The organism is Streptomyces sp. NBC_01408, from assembly GCF_026340255.1.
Taxonomy (GTDB): domain Bacteria; phylum Actinomycetota; class Actinomycetes; order Streptomycetales; family Streptomycetaceae; genus Streptomyces.
The window spans coordinates 320875-334311 of the sequence record NZ_JAPEPJ010000003.1 but is presented as its reverse complement, the minus strand read 5'-3'; the positions used below and the strand labels follow the sequence as shown (position 1 = coordinate 334311).

At 73.1% G+C, this 13437-nt stretch carries 10 protein-coding genes; 6 read left to right on the top strand and 4 right to left on the bottom strand.

The window, feature by feature from the left end; translation table 11 throughout:
• Positions 1–9 precede the first annotated feature (9 nt).
• The 3 genes from scpA to OG447_RS29230 all read right to left on the bottom strand — a co-directional run bounded on the left by scpA (position 10) and on the right by OG447_RS29230 (position 5284).
• Positions 10–2202 (bottom strand): methylmalonyl-CoA mutase, encoded by a 2193-nt coding sequence (scpA, locus tag OG447_RS29240; RefSeq protein WP_266940440.1) that lies wholly within the window; start codon positions 2200–2202, stop codon positions 10–12.
• Positions 2199–4058, bottom strand: a complete 1860-nt coding sequence (locus OG447_RS29235) for a methylmalonyl-CoA mutase family protein (protein WP_266940439.1) — start codon at positions 4056–4058, stop codon at positions 2199–2201. Before OG447_RS29235 ends, scpA begins: the two co-directional genes overlap by 4 nt.
• A 62-nt stretch (positions 4059–4120) precedes the next feature.
• Positions 4121–5284, bottom strand: a complete 1164-nt coding sequence (locus OG447_RS29230) for an ROK family transcriptional regulator (protein WP_266940965.1) — start codon at positions 5282–5284, stop codon at positions 4121–4123.
• Between the two features lie 1196 nt (positions 5285–6480).
• Here OG447_RS29230 and OG447_RS29225 point away from each other — a divergent pair.
• The 6 genes from OG447_RS29225 (at position 6481) to OG447_RS29200 (ending at position 12419) form a co-directional block, all read left to right on the top strand.
• Positions 6481–7443 (top strand): TauD/TfdA family dioxygenase, encoded by a 963-nt coding sequence (locus OG447_RS29225; RefSeq protein ID WP_266940438.1) that lies wholly within the window; start codon positions 6481–6483, stop codon positions 7441–7443.
• A 76-nt stretch (positions 7444–7519) separates the two neighbouring features.
• Positions 7520–8083: an NADPH-dependent FMN reductase gene (ssuE, locus tag OG447_RS29220; protein ID WP_266940437.1), complete on the top strand. Its 564-nt coding sequence runs from the start codon at positions 7520–7522 to the stop codon at positions 8081–8083.
• A gap of 43 nt (positions 8084–8126) precedes the next feature.
• On the top strand, positions 8127–9158 hold the full coding sequence (locus tag OG447_RS29215; RefSeq protein WP_266940436.1) for an ABC transporter substrate-binding protein: 1032 nt from the start codon (positions 8127–8129) through the stop codon (positions 9156–9158).
• 6 nt (positions 9159–9164) lie between these two features.
• The gene (locus OG447_RS29210) at positions 9165–9995 is read left to right on the top strand and encodes an ABC transporter ATP-binding protein (RefSeq protein ID WP_266940435.1); all 831 of its coding nucleotides are present in this window, start codon (positions 9165–9167) and stop codon (positions 9993–9995) included.
• Positions 9992–11029: an ABC transporter permease gene (locus OG447_RS29205; RefSeq protein ID WP_266940434.1), complete on the top strand. Its 1038-nt coding sequence runs from the start codon at positions 9992–9994 to the stop codon at positions 11027–11029. Before OG447_RS29210 ends, OG447_RS29205 begins: the two co-directional genes overlap by 4 nt.
• A gap of 52 nt (positions 11030–11081) precedes the next feature.
• Entirely contained in the window at positions 11082–12419 is a 1338-nt protein-coding gene (locus OG447_RS29200; protein WP_266940433.1) for an LLM class flavin-dependent oxidoreductase, read from the top strand.
• A 94-nt stretch (positions 12420–12513) separates the two neighbouring features.
• Here OG447_RS29200 and OG447_RS29195 read toward each other — a convergent pair whose 3' ends face one another.
• Complete coding sequence (locus tag OG447_RS29195; protein ID WP_266940432.1) at positions 12514–13434, bottom strand: NADP-dependent oxidoreductase; 921 nt, start codon at positions 13432–13434, stop codon at positions 12514–12516.
• Positions 13435–13437 lie beyond the last annotated feature (3 nt).

Genomic DNA, 13437 nt, shown 5'->3' with positions numbered 1-13437 from the left:
GTCGGCCGCCTACAGCTCGTGGCCCAGATCCGCGGCCAGCCGCGTCACCAGGTCGTGGGCCGCGTCCGGGATGACCGTTCCGGGCGGGAACACCGCCGTCGCGCCCATCTCCAGCAGCGTCGGCACGTCCTGCGGCGGGATCACCCCGCCCACGACGATCATGATGTCCTCGCGGCCCTCCTCCGCCAGCTGCTCGCGCAGCGCCGGTACGAGGGTCAGGTGACCGGCCGCCAGCGACGAGACGCCCACCACGTGGACGTCCGCCTCGACGGCCTGGCGGGCCACCTCCGCCGGGGTCTGGAACAGCGGGCCGACGTCCACGTCGAAGCCCAGGTCGGCGAAGGCCGTCGCGATCACCTTCTGGCCGCGGTCGTGCCCGTCCTGGCCCATCTTGGCCACCAGAATGCGCGGACGGCGGCCCTCCGCCTCCTCGAAGCGGTCGACCAGCGCGCGGGTCCGCTCCACGGAGGGGGACTCGCCTGCTTCGTTGCGGTACACACCCGAGATCGTACGGATCTGGCTCGCGTGCCGCCCGTACACCTTCTCCAGTGCGTCCGAGATCTCACCGACGGTCGCCTTCGCCCGCGCCGCGTCCACCGCCAGGGCGAGCAGGTTGCCCTCGCCGCGCTCCGCCGCGTTCGTCAGCGCCCGCAGGGTGTCCTGCGTGACGGCCTCGTCGCGCTCCTCGCGGAGCCTGCGCAGCTTGGCGATCTGCTGGCTGCGCACCGAGGAGTTGTCGACCTTGAGCACGTCGATCTGCTCGTCGTTCTCCACGCGGTACTTGTTCACGCCGATCACCGGCTGCCGACCGGAGTCGATCCGCGCCTGCGTACGGGCCGCGGCCTCCTCCACGCGCAGCTTCGGGATGCCCGCGTCGATGGCCTGCGCCATGCCGCCGGCCGCCTCGACCTCCTCGATGTGCTGCCAGGCGCGCCGGGCGAGATCGTAGGTGAGCTTCTCCACGTACGCGCTGCCGCCCCACGGGTCGATCGACCGGCAGGTCCCCGACTCCTGCTGGAGCAGCAGCTGGGTGTTGCGGGCGATGCGCGCCGAGAAGTCCGTCGGCAGGGCCAGCGCCTCGTCGAGGGCGTTGGTGTGCAGCGACTGGGTGTGCCCCTGGGTCGCGGCCATCGCCTCGATGCAGGTGCGCGTCACGTTGTTGAAGACGTCCTGCGCCGTCAGCGACCAGCCCGAGGTCTGCGAATGGGTGCGCAGGGAAAGCGACTTGGCGTTCTTCGGGTCGAACTGCTTGACCAGGCGCGCCCACAGCAGGCGGGCCGCGCGCAGCTTCGCGACCTCCATGAAGAAGTTCATGCCGATCGCCCAGAAGAACGACAGCCGCGGCGCGAACGCGTCCACGTTCAGCCCGACGGCCTGCCCCGCGCGCAGGTACTCCACGCCGTCCGCGAGGGTGTAGGCCAGCTCCAGGTCGGCCGTGGCCCCGGCCTCCTGGATGTGGTAGCCGGAGATGGAGATCGAGTTGTACCGGGGCATCTTCTGCGAGGTGAAGGAGAAGATGTCCGAGATGATCCGCATCGAGGGCTTCGGCGGGTAGATGTAGGTGTTGCGGACCATGAACTCTTTGAGGATGTCGTTCTGGATGGTCCCGGCGAGCTTGTCGGGGGAGACGCCCTGCTCCTCCGCCGCCACGATGTACAGCGCGAGGACCGGCAGCACCGCGCCGTTCATCGTCATCGACACCGACATCTTGTCCAGCGGGATCCCGTCGAACAGCTGCCGCATGTCGTAGATCGAGTCGATGGCCACGCCCGCCATGCCGACGTCGCCGGTGACGCGCGGGTGGTCGCTGTCGTAGCCGCGGTGCGTCGGCAGGTCGAAGGCCACCGACAGGCCCTTCTGGCCGGAGGCCAGATTGCGCCGGTAGAAGGCGTTCGACTCCTCGGCCGTGGAGAAGCCCGCGTACTGCCGGATCGTCCAGGGCTGGTTGACGTACATCGTCGGGTACGGGCCGCGCAGGTACGGGGCCACGCCCGGGTACGTCGCCAGGAAGTCCAGGCCCTCCAGGTCCCGCCCGGTGTACAGCGGCTTCACGCCGATGCCCTCGGGGGTCTCCCACAGCAGGTCGCCGGTGGCGGTCCCGGTGGACTCCTTCACCGCCGTGCGCCACTGGTCCTCGGACCCGGTGGCGCCGGGGCCGCCGAGCGGGAGTTCGGAGAAGTCGGGGATTGCGGTGCCGCTCAAGACGCGACTCCCATCCGGTCGAGAACGGAGGACAGCACGGCGACCGCGTCGCAGCCGGCGAAGACGTACTCGTCCACGGCGGTCGGGGCGGTGCCGGGCCTGCCGGCGAGGAACACGGTCGTGGCGCCCGCCGCACGCAGGGCCTCGGCCACCGCTTCGGCCTGCTCCTCGTACAGGGCGTCACTGGAGCACAGCACGGCCATCCCGTCGGCGCCGCTCGCCGTGTAGGCCGCGGCGGCCGTCGCCGGGTCCACGGACACCGGGTCGTGCACAGCCTCGACGCCGCCCGCCTGGAACAGGTTCGAGGCGAAGGTGGCCCGCGCGGTGTGCGCGGCCGCCGGGCCCAGCGCGGCGAGGAAGATCCTCGGCCGGGCCCCGGTCGCCGCCAGGTGCGCGTCGCTGCGGGCGCGCAGCGCCTCGTAGGCCTCGTCGCGCCGGACGCGGGGCAGTCCGCCGGTGGGTCCCGCGGGCGCGGGCTCGCGTACGACCGGCTTCTCCGAGAGAAGCGGGAACTCGCTCACCCCGGTGATGGGTTCGCGGCGCTTGGCGATCTTCTTCGAGCGCGCGGCCCAGGTGGCGGCGAGGTGGTCGGCGACCAGCCCGGAGCGCAGGGCGGCGGCCTGGCCGCCCGCCTTCTCCACGGTCTGGAAGAACTCCCAGGCGGCGTGGGCGAGTTCGTCGGTGAGGCGCTCGACGTAGTACGAGCCGCCGGCCGGGTCGATCACGCGGGCCAGGTGCGACTCCTCCACCAGGATGGTGGAGGTGTTGCGGGCGATCCGGCGCGCGAAGGCGTCGGGCAGGCCCAGTTCGTGGTCGAAGGTCAGGACGGTGACCGAGTCCGCGCCCGCCACCCCCGCGGCCATGCAGGCCACGGTGGTGCGCAGCATGTTCACCCACGGGTCCCGGCGGGTCATCATCACCGGCGAGGTCACCGCGTGCTGGCGCTGGGCGCCGGCCTCGGGGGCGCCGCAGGCCTCGGCGACGCGGGCCCACAGGCGGCGGGCGGCGCGCAGTTTGGCGATGGTGAGGAACTGGTCGGCGGTGGCGGCGTAGCGGAACTCCAGCTGGCCCAGCGCCGCTTCGGTGCTCAGCCCGGCCCCGGTGAGGGCCCGCAGGTAGGCGACGCCGGTGGCCAGGGACAGGCCCAGCTCCTCGGCCGCCGAACCGCCGGCCTCGTGGTAGGGCAGCGCGTCCACGGCCAGGGCGCGGATCCCCGGGTACTCGGCGGCGGCCGTCCGGGCCAGTTCGAGGGCGTCGGCCAGGCCGAGGGCCTCGCCGGTACGGGCCTCGTGGCCCAGCGGGTCGGCGCCGAGGCAGCCACGGGCGGCCGCGGGGGCCACCTCGCGCTCGGCGTACAGGCGCAGCAGGGCGCGGGCGGCCTCGGCGTATTCGGCGCCGGCGTCCAGGGACACCGGGGCGAGGTCGAGGTAGACCCCGTCCAGGGCGCGGGCGAGCCCGTCGAGCGGGATGCCGTCGCGGCCCAGCGTGAGCCAGAGGGAGGTGACGCCGTTCTCCAGGTCGGCGAGGACCGCCTCGTTCACCCGTACGGGATCGCCGCCCAGGTGACGCTGGCGTACGTCCCAGCCGTCAGCAGCATTGCCCTCGGCCCTGCCTCCGCGGACGAAGGGGGCGAACCCCGGGAAACCGGTGTCGGCCGCCGTCTCGGGCGCGGTGTACAGCGGACGGGTGGTGAGCCCGTCCTCGAGCGTCGTGGACAGGGCGTCTTCCGCTGCCTCGCCGGATACTTCCTTGCCCGACTTTCGCAGCACGCCTTCAACCAGGCGCTGCCACTGCTCATGCGTCGCGTCAGGGAACTCGGCGGCCAAGGAGAGCCCGTCGTCAGGCAGGACCGTCATGGCTCGAATGCTAGGGGGGTGCCCTGGGAACGACCATAACCACCGGATGTGATCTCCCCCTCTCAATTGAGATGGGAGGGGTCACGGAAGAGCGGATGGAGCAGTACGGTCGCCGCCGCCCCCGGGAGTACGGCGGGCCCGGCGTACGGGCTCACGACCCGCCCCGGATCGCGGTGGACGCGGGAGAGGGCGGCGGCCGCCTCGCGGATCTCGTCGAGGTACCCGTCGTGCAGCACGCTCGACAGCTCGGTGACCACCATGACGGCCGGGTTGAAGACGTCGAGGAGCAGGGCGGCGGCCCGGCCGACGGCGCGGGCGCGCTCGCGCAGCAGCCGGTCGGCGCGTGAGTCGCCGGTGGCGGCCGCGTCCACGAGCAGCGGGACGGACGGTTCGGGGACGATGCCGCGGCGCACGGCCTCGGCGCCGAGGGCGGTGTCCGAGGCGGTCGCCTGGAGGCAGCCCGTACGGCCGCACGCGCACGGCACTTCCGATCCGGGCACCGGAAGGTGCGCGACGTCGCCGGCGGCGGCGCCGGGGCCCTGGTGCACGGTGCCCTCGATGCCGAAGGCGGCGTCGACGACATTGCCGATGAAGAGGTGGACGAGGCTGTGGCGGGCCTCCGGGCGGCCGAAGAGGATCTCGGCGTGCGCGACGGCGCGGGCATGGTTGTCCACGGACACCGGCAGGTCCAGCGCCCGCGCGAGCTCGGCGGCGAGGGGCCGGTCCCGCCAGCCGAGCGGCTCGTGCCGAACGACGGTCCCGTCGGCGGGGCGGACCCAGCCGCCGAGGGCGGCGCCGACGCCGAGAAGAGGCCGACCGGTGTCGAACTCGCGTAGGAAGCCGCCCAGTTGCACGGCGATCTCGCGGGTGAGGCCGGGGGAACGGGGGTCCCGGTGCGGGAAGGCCCGGCGGGCCAGGAGGCGGCCGCGCAGGTCGACGAGGCTGAAGGTGGAGGCGGGTACCCCGATGTGCAGCCCGGCGGCGACCGGCCCGCCGACGGCCCCGGTGTGCAGGTCGAGCGGGATCCGCGGCCGCCCCACGCCTGCCGCGGGCCCGGGCAGCTCGCGCAGCAGCCCGGCGCGGAGCAGGCCGGTGGCCTGCCGGGACACGGCGGCGGGGCTCAGCCCGCACAGCCCCGCGATACCGCTCCGCGCGACGGGCCCGTGCTCCAGCACCGTGCGCAGCACGGCGGCGGCATTGGCGGAGGCCCGGCTGTCGCCGGCCATACGCGTCACGGGCTCTCCTCGGGGGGTGGGGTCCCCCGATCATGCCGGACCCCTGCGGGGGGCCGGGCGATCGGGCCTGGGCTCCGCCGGGGTCGGGCCTCCCGCCAGCTGAGCCGTCCCCCTGCCCTGCGGGCGGCTCGCCGGGTGCGGCGCCGTTGCTGGGGCTCTGCCCCAGGCCCCGCGCCTCAATCGCCGGCGGGGCTGGATTTGGCCCTGGCTGCGCCCCTGGCGGGCAGGCGGCCTGGTCGGTGGGGTCGGTCCGCGGGGCCGCTCCGGGTTGTCTCCTCGGCTCGCGCACTGAGCCTGATCACAGCTCATCGGGCCGGTTGCGCGCTCGTCCTGCGGGGACAACCCTGCGCGTCCCCACTCCCCTCCACCACGGCTTCCGCTTCCGAAGCCGGGGCGTGGGGCGGGGTCGCGCAGGAGAGTCCCCGCAGGACGAGCGCGCAACCCGGGCCGCACATGCGTAGCCGGGGCTCAGTGCGCGAGCCGAGGAGACGCTCCGGAGCGGCCCCGACCCACACCCCCACGCTGCTGAGCCCCCGAACGGACGAAGCCAGGGCCAAATCCAGCCCCGCCGGCGATTGAGGCGCGGGGTCCGGGGCGGAGCCCCGTGCAACGGCGCCGCAGAGGCCAGGCCCCGCCAGGGACACCGCGGAGCCCCGTGCAACGGCGCCGCACACCCCGCCAAGCCCCCCGCAGGGGCCTGGCGTTGCGGGGGTGTGAAATCCGGCCACGGGTTTCGGCCGTTCGGGGTGGGGTTGGGGGGAGCGGGGTGCGGGGGGAAAAGGGCAGGTCGGGGATGGTGGGCTGGGTGGGGTGGGGGGTTCGGGCAAGGGGGGCGGCGGGGGCTTTGGCGGGGGTTGACCGGCGGCGGGCCCGCTGACAGGCTCCGAGCCATGTCCGCGATCGAGCACCTCGTCCCGCGGCTCCACACCCCCGGCCTCTGTACCGCGCCGGGCCGGTGTCCGGGCCGCTGTCCGGCCCCGCGCCGAGCCTGAGCTCCGCCACCCTCCGCGCCTCGGCCCCGTGATTTTCCGGGCCGTCCGCCGTACAGGGGAACGCCGGGTTCCCTGCCGGTTCGCCCGGCCCCGCGGGCTCTCGCGTAGATCGCACCGCACCGCCGCACCCGTGCCCTGCACAGGCCTATTTCTTCCGCTGCGGAAATAAATCGCAGCCCTGCCCGAGGAGCAGCCATGGCCACAGCCACCCAGACCACCACCGTCACCAAGATCGGCGGGCGCATCGGCGCCGAGATCGGCGGCGTCCGGCTCGGCGGGGACCTGCCCGCCGCCACCGTCGCCGAGATCCGGGCCGTGCTCCTCGCCCACAAGGTCGTCTTCTTCCGCGGCCAGGACCACCTCGACGAGGCCGGCCACGAGGCCTTCGCCCAGCTGCTCGGCGCGCCGGTCGCGCACCCCACCGTCCCCTCCGCCGACGGCCGCTACGCCCTGGGCATCGACTCCCACCACGGCGCCCGCGCCAACCAGTGGCACACCGACGTCACCTTCGTCCCCGCCTACCCCGCCTTCTCCATCCTGCGTGCCGTCACCATCCCCCCGTACGGCGGCAACACCCTCTGGGCCAACACCGCCACCGCCTACTCCCACCTCCCCGAGCCGCTCCGCGCCCTCGCCGACGGCCTGCGCGCCGTCCACTCCAACGCGTACGACTACGCGGCCCTCAAGCCCGACGCCCTCCCCGAGGCCCTGGCCCAGTACCGCGAGGTGTTCACCTCCACCGAGTTCCTCACCGAGCACCCGGTGGTCCGCGTCCACCCCGAGACCGGCGAACGCACCCTGCTGCTCGGCAACTTCGTCCAGCGGATCAGCGGGCTCACCGGCCGCGACTCCCGTACCCTCCAGGACCTCTTCCAGTCGCACATCGAGAGCCCCGAGAACACCGTCCGCTGGCAGTGGCGGTCCGGTGACGTCGCGATCTGGGACAACCGCGCCACCCAGCACTACGGCGTGGACGACTCCGACGACCACGAGCGCACTCTGCGCCGGGTCACCGTCGACGGTGACGTCCCGGTCGGGCCGGACGGCGTCCCGTCCCGCCTGATCAGCCCGGAGACCGTCCCGGACCCCGCCTTCGGCATCGCCTCCGGCACCTCCACCACCGAGCCGGGAACCACCGCGTCCGTAAACGCCGCCTGACGTCAGACGTCTGGCACCCGTCGCCCGCCGGCCCGGCCCGCCGCCCGGCTCCCCGTACGACACCGAAGGAGCCCCCGTGCCCCACCTGCTCGCCATCACCGGCAGCCCCTCCGCCCACTCCCGTACCGCCGTCGTCGCCGGCCACGTGCTGCACCGCCTCTCCCACGCCGGGTTCGAGACCTCGCACCTGTCCGTACGCGATCTCCCCGCCGCCGACCTCCTCTCGGCCCGCCGCGGCGAGCCCGAGATCCGCCGGGCCCTGGAGGCCGTCGCCGCGGCCGACGGCCTCGTCATCGCGACACCGGTCTACAAGGCGGCGTACACGGGCCTACTCAAGGCCTTCCTCGACCTGCTGCCGCAGGACGGCCTGGCCGGGAAGACGGTCCTGCCGCTCGCCACGGGCGGCAGCCTCGCCCACGTACTGACCATCGACTACGCCCTGCGCCCGGTGCTCGCCGCGCTCGGCGCGCGCCACGTCACCGCCGGCCGGTTCGTCCTGGACTCCTCCGTCGAACGGGGCTCCGGCCCCGACCGGTTGCGGCCCGAGGCCGAACTGGACCTCTTCCAGGCCGTCGACGATTTCGCGGACGCCCTGCTGCGCCGCACCGCGGCACCCGCCGCCCTCACCACCACGCCGTAGCCGCGGCCCCGCTCCGGCCCGCCCGTACCGACAAGGACCCGCCATGCCCACAGCCTTCGCCTCGCCCCCCACCTCCCGACGCCAGTTCCTCGCCCTGCTCGGCATCTCGGCGGCCGCGGTGAGCTGCGGTACGGCCACCGCTACCGGCGGATCCGGCAAGCAGATCACCTCCCTCAAGTACCAGGGGGCGGTCGGAGCGGTCACGCTCCCCGAACTCGCCGCGGACCTCGGCTACCTCGGCGACGTCACCCTGGACTGGGTCGGCAACACCATCAGCGGCCCGCAGGACATCCAGTCCGCCGCCACGGGCCAGACCCACTTCGGCAGCGCCTTCAACGGCGCCGTCATCAAGCTCGCCTCCACCAAGGCCCCCATCAAGGCCGTCGTCGCCTCCTACGGCTCCGACCAGCACTCCTACGGCGGCTACTACGTCCTGGAGGACAGCCCGATCCGCTCGGCCCGCGACCTGATCGGCAAGAAGGTCGGCATGAACACCCTCGGCGCCCACTACCAGGCCCTGCTCGACATCTACCTGAGCCGGGGCGGCCTCTCGAAGGCCGAAGCCGACAAGGTCGAGCCGCTCGTGGTGCCGCCCGTCAACACCGAGCAGTCCCTGCGGCAGAAGACGATCGAGGTCGGCGTGCTCACCGGGGTCCTGCGCGACAAGGCCCTCGCGGCCGGCGGCATCCGCCCGCTGTTCACCGACGTCGAACTGCTCGGCCCGTTCAGCGCCGGCACCTACATCATGACCGAGCGCTTCATCAAGCAGAACCCGGACACCGTACGGACCTTCGCGACCGGAGTGGCCAAGGCCATCGAATGGTCCCGCGCCACCCCGCGCGAGGAGGTCGTCGCGCGGATGACGGAGATCGTCAGGAAGCGCGGCCGCAACGAGGACACCGCCACCCTCCAGTACTGGCACTCCTACGGGGTCGCCGAGACGGGCGGCCGGATCTCCGACAAGCAGTTCCAGCTCTGGCTCGACTGGCTCGGCGAGCGCGGCGACATCAAGCCGGGGCAGCTGAAGGCCGCCGACCTCTACACCAACGAGTTCAACGGCTACGGGAAGGGCTGACCCGGCATGGCGAAGATCGTGTTCGAGTCCGTGACGAAGACCTTCCCCACGAAGGACAAGAAGAAGAGGAGGAACGAGGAGGAGTTCACCGCCCTCGACGGCATCGACCTGGAGATCGAGGCGGGGGAGTTCGTGGTCGTCGTGGGCCCCAGCGGCTGCGGCAAGTCCACCCTCCTGGACCTGCTCGGCGGCCTGTCCCGGCCCACCTCCGGCCGCATCCTGCTCGACGGCAGGCCGGTCACCGGTCCGGGCCTGGACCGGGGCATCGTCTTCCAGCAGTACGCGCTGCTGCCCTGGCGAACGGCGCTGGGCAACGTCGCCTTCGGCCTGGAGGCGACCGGCGTCCCGAAGCGTGAACGAACGGCCAGGGCCCGCGAGTTCCTGGACCTCGTCGGCCTCACGGGATTCGAGGACCGGCATCCGCACGAACTCTCCGGCGGAATGCGCCAGCGGGTCGCCATCGCCCGCTCGCTGGCGTACGACCCGGACGTGCTGCTGATGGACGAGCCCTTCGCGGCCCTCGACGCGCAGACCCGCGAGTCCCTCCAGGACGAACTGCGCCGCATCTGGCAGCGCACCGGCAAGACCGTCGTCTTCATCACGCACGGCATCGAGGAAGCCGTCTACCTCGGGCAGAGGGTGGCCGTCATGACCTCCCGCCCGGGCCGCGTCAAGGAGGTCGTCCCGATCTCCTTCGACGCCCGCGGGCCCGGTCTCCAGGGCGAGGACCTGCGCTCCAGCCCGGAGTTCGCCCGCTACCGCCACGAGATCTGGACCCTGCTCCACGACGAGGTCGCCCGCGCGCAGCTACTGGAGAAGGAGGAGGCCACCGTATGAGCACCGACACGACCACCGACGACACGACCACCACCAGGACCGGGACCGGTACAAGTACCGTCACCGCCCCGGCCCCGGCCCCCGCAGCCCCGGCCCCCGCAGCCCCGGCCCCGGCAACCGGTGCCGGCCCCGTCGCGGGTGCCGGCCCCGACCGGAAGCCCGTACCCGCCCCGCCGCCCGCCGTACGGGAGCGGGCCGACGCCCCGCCTCCGGCGGTGGCCGGGCCGGAGTCCCGTACGGCCCCGCATCCCCTACGGCGGCCCGCCCGGGCGCTCGGCCAGGGGCTGCGCGCCGTGGCCCTGCGCTCGGCGGCCGTGCTCGTCCTGCTCGCCGTGTGGGAGGCCGCGCCCCGGCTGGGCCTGGTGGACGCGACCTTCCTGCCGCCCGTCAGCGAGGTCGCCCGGGCCTGGTGGGAGCTGCTGGGCAACGGCCAGCTGGGCCAGCACGCCCGCGCCAGCCTCGCCCGTTCCTTCGGCGGCTTCGCGATAGCCGTGGCCGTCGCCGTCCCGCTGGGCCTGCTCATCGGCTGGTACCGGCCGGTCGCCGCGCTGCTGGGCCCGCTGCTGGAGGTGTTCCGCAACACCGCGGCCCTGGCCCTGCTGCCGGTCTTCGTGCTCCTGCTCGGCATCGGCGAGACCTCGAAGGTCTCGATCGTCGTCTACGCCTGCCTCTGGCCGATCCTGCTGAACACCATCAGCGCCGTCGGCAACGCCGATCCCACCCTGGTCCGGCTGGCCCGCTCGATGGACCTGTCCACGCCGAGGCTGTTCCAGAAGGTGATCCTGCCGTCCTCGGTGCCGACGATCTTCACCGGCATCCGACTGGCCGGCGCCGTGTCCATCCTCGTCCTGGTGGCCGCGGAGATGATCGGCGCCAAGGCCGGGCTCGGCTACCTGATCAACGCCTCGCAGTTCAACTTCGCCATCCCCCAGATGTACGCGGGCATCGTCACGATCTCCGCGATCGGCGTGGCCTTCAACCAGCTCCTGGTCACGGTCGAACGCCGCCTCAGCCTCTGGCGCGTCCCGGCCTGACGCCTCCCGCCGCCGCCCCGCACCACCGGCACCCCACCCCGAGGAACAGAAAATGACCGCACCCCGGACCCTCCACCTCAACGCCTTCCTGATGAACGCCGGGCACCACGACGCAGCCTGGCGCCACCCCGACAGCAGCCCCGAACGCGTCACCGACCTGCGGTACTTCCAGGAACTGGCCCGCACCGCCGAACGCGGGAAGCTCGACTCCGTCTTCTTCGCCGACGGACTCGCCCTCTGGGGCAAGGCCCGTTACAACGCCCTCGGCGGCTTCGAACCGCTGACGCTGCTCTCCGCGATCGCCGCCGTCACCGAGCACATCGGGCTCATCGCGACCGTCTCCACCACATTCAACGAGCCGTTCCACACCGCCCGGAAGTTCGCCTCCCTCGACCACATCAGCGGCGGCCGGGCCGGCTGGAACATCGTCACCTCCGGGACCGTCGACGAGGCCCGCAACTTCAACCGCGACGAGCACCTGGAACACGGCCTGCGCTACGAGCGGGCCCGCGAGTTCCTCGACGTCGCCACCAAGCTCTGGGACAGCTGGGAGGACGACGCGATCGTCCTCGACAAGGAGCGCGGCATCTACGCCGACACCGACAGGCTCCACCCCGCGGCCCACCGCGGCGAGCACTTCGGGGTCGCCGGCCCGCTCAACGTGCCGCGCTCCCCCCAGGGGTACCCGCTGCTGGTCCAGGCGGGCTCCTCCGAGGACGGCAAGGAGTTCGCCGCCCGGTACGCGGAGGCAGTCTTCACCGCCCAACAGACGCTCGCCGACGGCCAGACCTTCTACAAGGACCTCAAGTCCCGCCTGCCCAAGTACGGCCGCACCGACGGCGACCTGCTGGTCCTCCCCGGCATCGCCCCCGTCATCGGCTCCACCGAGGCCGAGGCCAAGGCCCTGGAGCAGCAGCTCACCGACCTCCAGGTCCCCGAGTACGGGCTGGCCCAGCTCTCCGGCATGCTCGGCGTCGACCTCACCGGCCGTCCCCTGGACGGCCCGCTGCCCGAACTCCCGGAAGAGCGGGACATCAACGGCAACAAGAGCCGCTTCACCCTCGTCGCCGAACTCGCCCGGCGCGACGGCCTCACCCTGCGCGAGCTGATGGCCCGCCTCGGCGCCGGCCGCGGCCACCGGGTCTTCGCGGGTACCCCCGAGCAGATCGCCGACCAGCTGGAGCAGTGGTTCACCCAGGGCGCCGCCGACGGCTTCAACATCATGGCGCCCGTCCTGCCCACCGGCCTGACCGACTTCGTAGACCAGGTCGTGCCGATCCTCCAGCGGCGCGGGCTCTTCCGCACCGAGTACACCGGCCGCACCCTCCGGGAGAACTACGGCCTGCCCCGTCCGGCCAACCGCTACGCCGCAGCGCCGGCGGGGGCGTGACCGGCCGGGTCACCCATGCGTGAGCGGGCGGGGGCGGCCCGCCGGAGCCGGGTGCTCCGGCGGGCCGCCCCCGCCCGACGTCGGTGCGGGGCCGTCAGACGGTCAGCACGATCTTGCCGCGGGTCCGGCCGGCGGCGCTGAGCTCCCACGCCTTCGCGGCCTCCGCGAGCGGCAGGGCGTGCTCGACGTTGACCGTGAGCTTCCCCGCGTCGGCCAGTTCCGCCAGGAAGGTCAGGTCGGCGGTGTCCGGGCGCACCCACAGCTGGTGCGCGCCCTTGGCCGCGGCCTCGTAGTCGGCGATGGAGACGACCCGGTCGCGCTCATTGACCAGGGACTGGAGCAGCTCGATGACGCCGTCCCCGTAGAAGTCGAGGCCCGCGTCGACGCCTTCGGGCGCCAGCGCGCGGATCCGGTCGGCCATCCCGTCCCCGTACAGGACGGGTTCGGCGCCGAGCGAGCGCAGGTAATCGTGGTTGTGCGCGCCCGCCGTGCCGATGACGCGCAGGCCGAGGGCGACCGCGATCTGCACGCCGAAGGAGCCGGTGCCGCCGGCCGCGGAGTGGATGACCACGGTCTCGCCGGCCTTGAGCCCGGCCCGGGTGAGCGACTGGTAGGCGGTGAGCCCGGCCAGCGGGATGCCCGCGGCCTGCTCGAAGGTCAGCTCGCGGGGCTTGCGGGCGAGGGTGCGGACGGGGGCGGCGACCAGCTCGGCGTACGTGCCGAGCTCGACCCACTCCTTGCGCACGTAGCCGTAGACCTCGTCGCCCACGGCGTAGTCGAAGGTGTCCGGGCCGACCGCTTCGACGACACCGGCGACGTCCCAGCCGGGTATGACCGGGTAGCGGACTTCGAGGATCGGGTCGAGGTATCCGGCGGCGAGCTTCCAGTCCACCGGGTTGACCCCGGCGGCCTTGACGCGGACGAGGACCTCGCCCGGTCCGACCTTGGGCTCCGGGGCGTCAACGACCGTGAGGTTCTCGGCAGTTCCGTATGCGCTGTACGTGATGGCCTTCATGAT

What these genes read in the sequence shown, in the direction of transcription:
- OG447_RS29235 (WP_266940439.1), bottom strand. Translation starts at nt 4,058, where the DNA reads ATGACGGTCCTGCCTGACGACGGGCTCTCCTTGGCCGCCGAGTTCCCT.
- OG447_RS29230 (WP_266940965.1), bottom strand. Translation starts at nt 5,284, where the DNA reads ATGGCCGGCGACAGCCGGGCCTCCGCCAATGCCGCCGCCGTGCTGCGC.
- OG447_RS29225 (WP_266940438.1), top strand. Translation starts at nt 6,481, where the DNA reads ATGGCCACAGCCACCCAGACCACCACCGTCACCAAGATCGGCGGGCGC.
- OG447_RS29215 (WP_266940436.1), top strand. Translation starts at nt 8,127, where the DNA reads ATGCCCACAGCCTTCGCCTCGCCCCCCACCTCCCGACGCCAGTTCCTC.
- OG447_RS29210 (WP_266940435.1), top strand. Translation starts at nt 9,165, where the DNA reads ATGGCGAAGATCGTGTTCGAGTCCGTGACGAAGACCTTCCCCACGAAG.
- OG447_RS29205 (WP_266940434.1), top strand. Translation starts at nt 9,992, where the DNA reads ATGAGCACCGACACGACCACCGACGACACGACCACCACCAGGACCGGG.
- OG447_RS29200 (WP_266940433.1), top strand. Translation starts at nt 11,082, where the DNA reads ATGACCGCACCCCGGACCCTCCACCTCAACGCCTTCCTGATGAACGCC.
- OG447_RS29195 (WP_266940432.1), bottom strand. Translation starts at nt 13,434, where the DNA reads ATGAAGGCCATCACGTACAGCGCATACGGAACTGCCGAGAACCTCACG.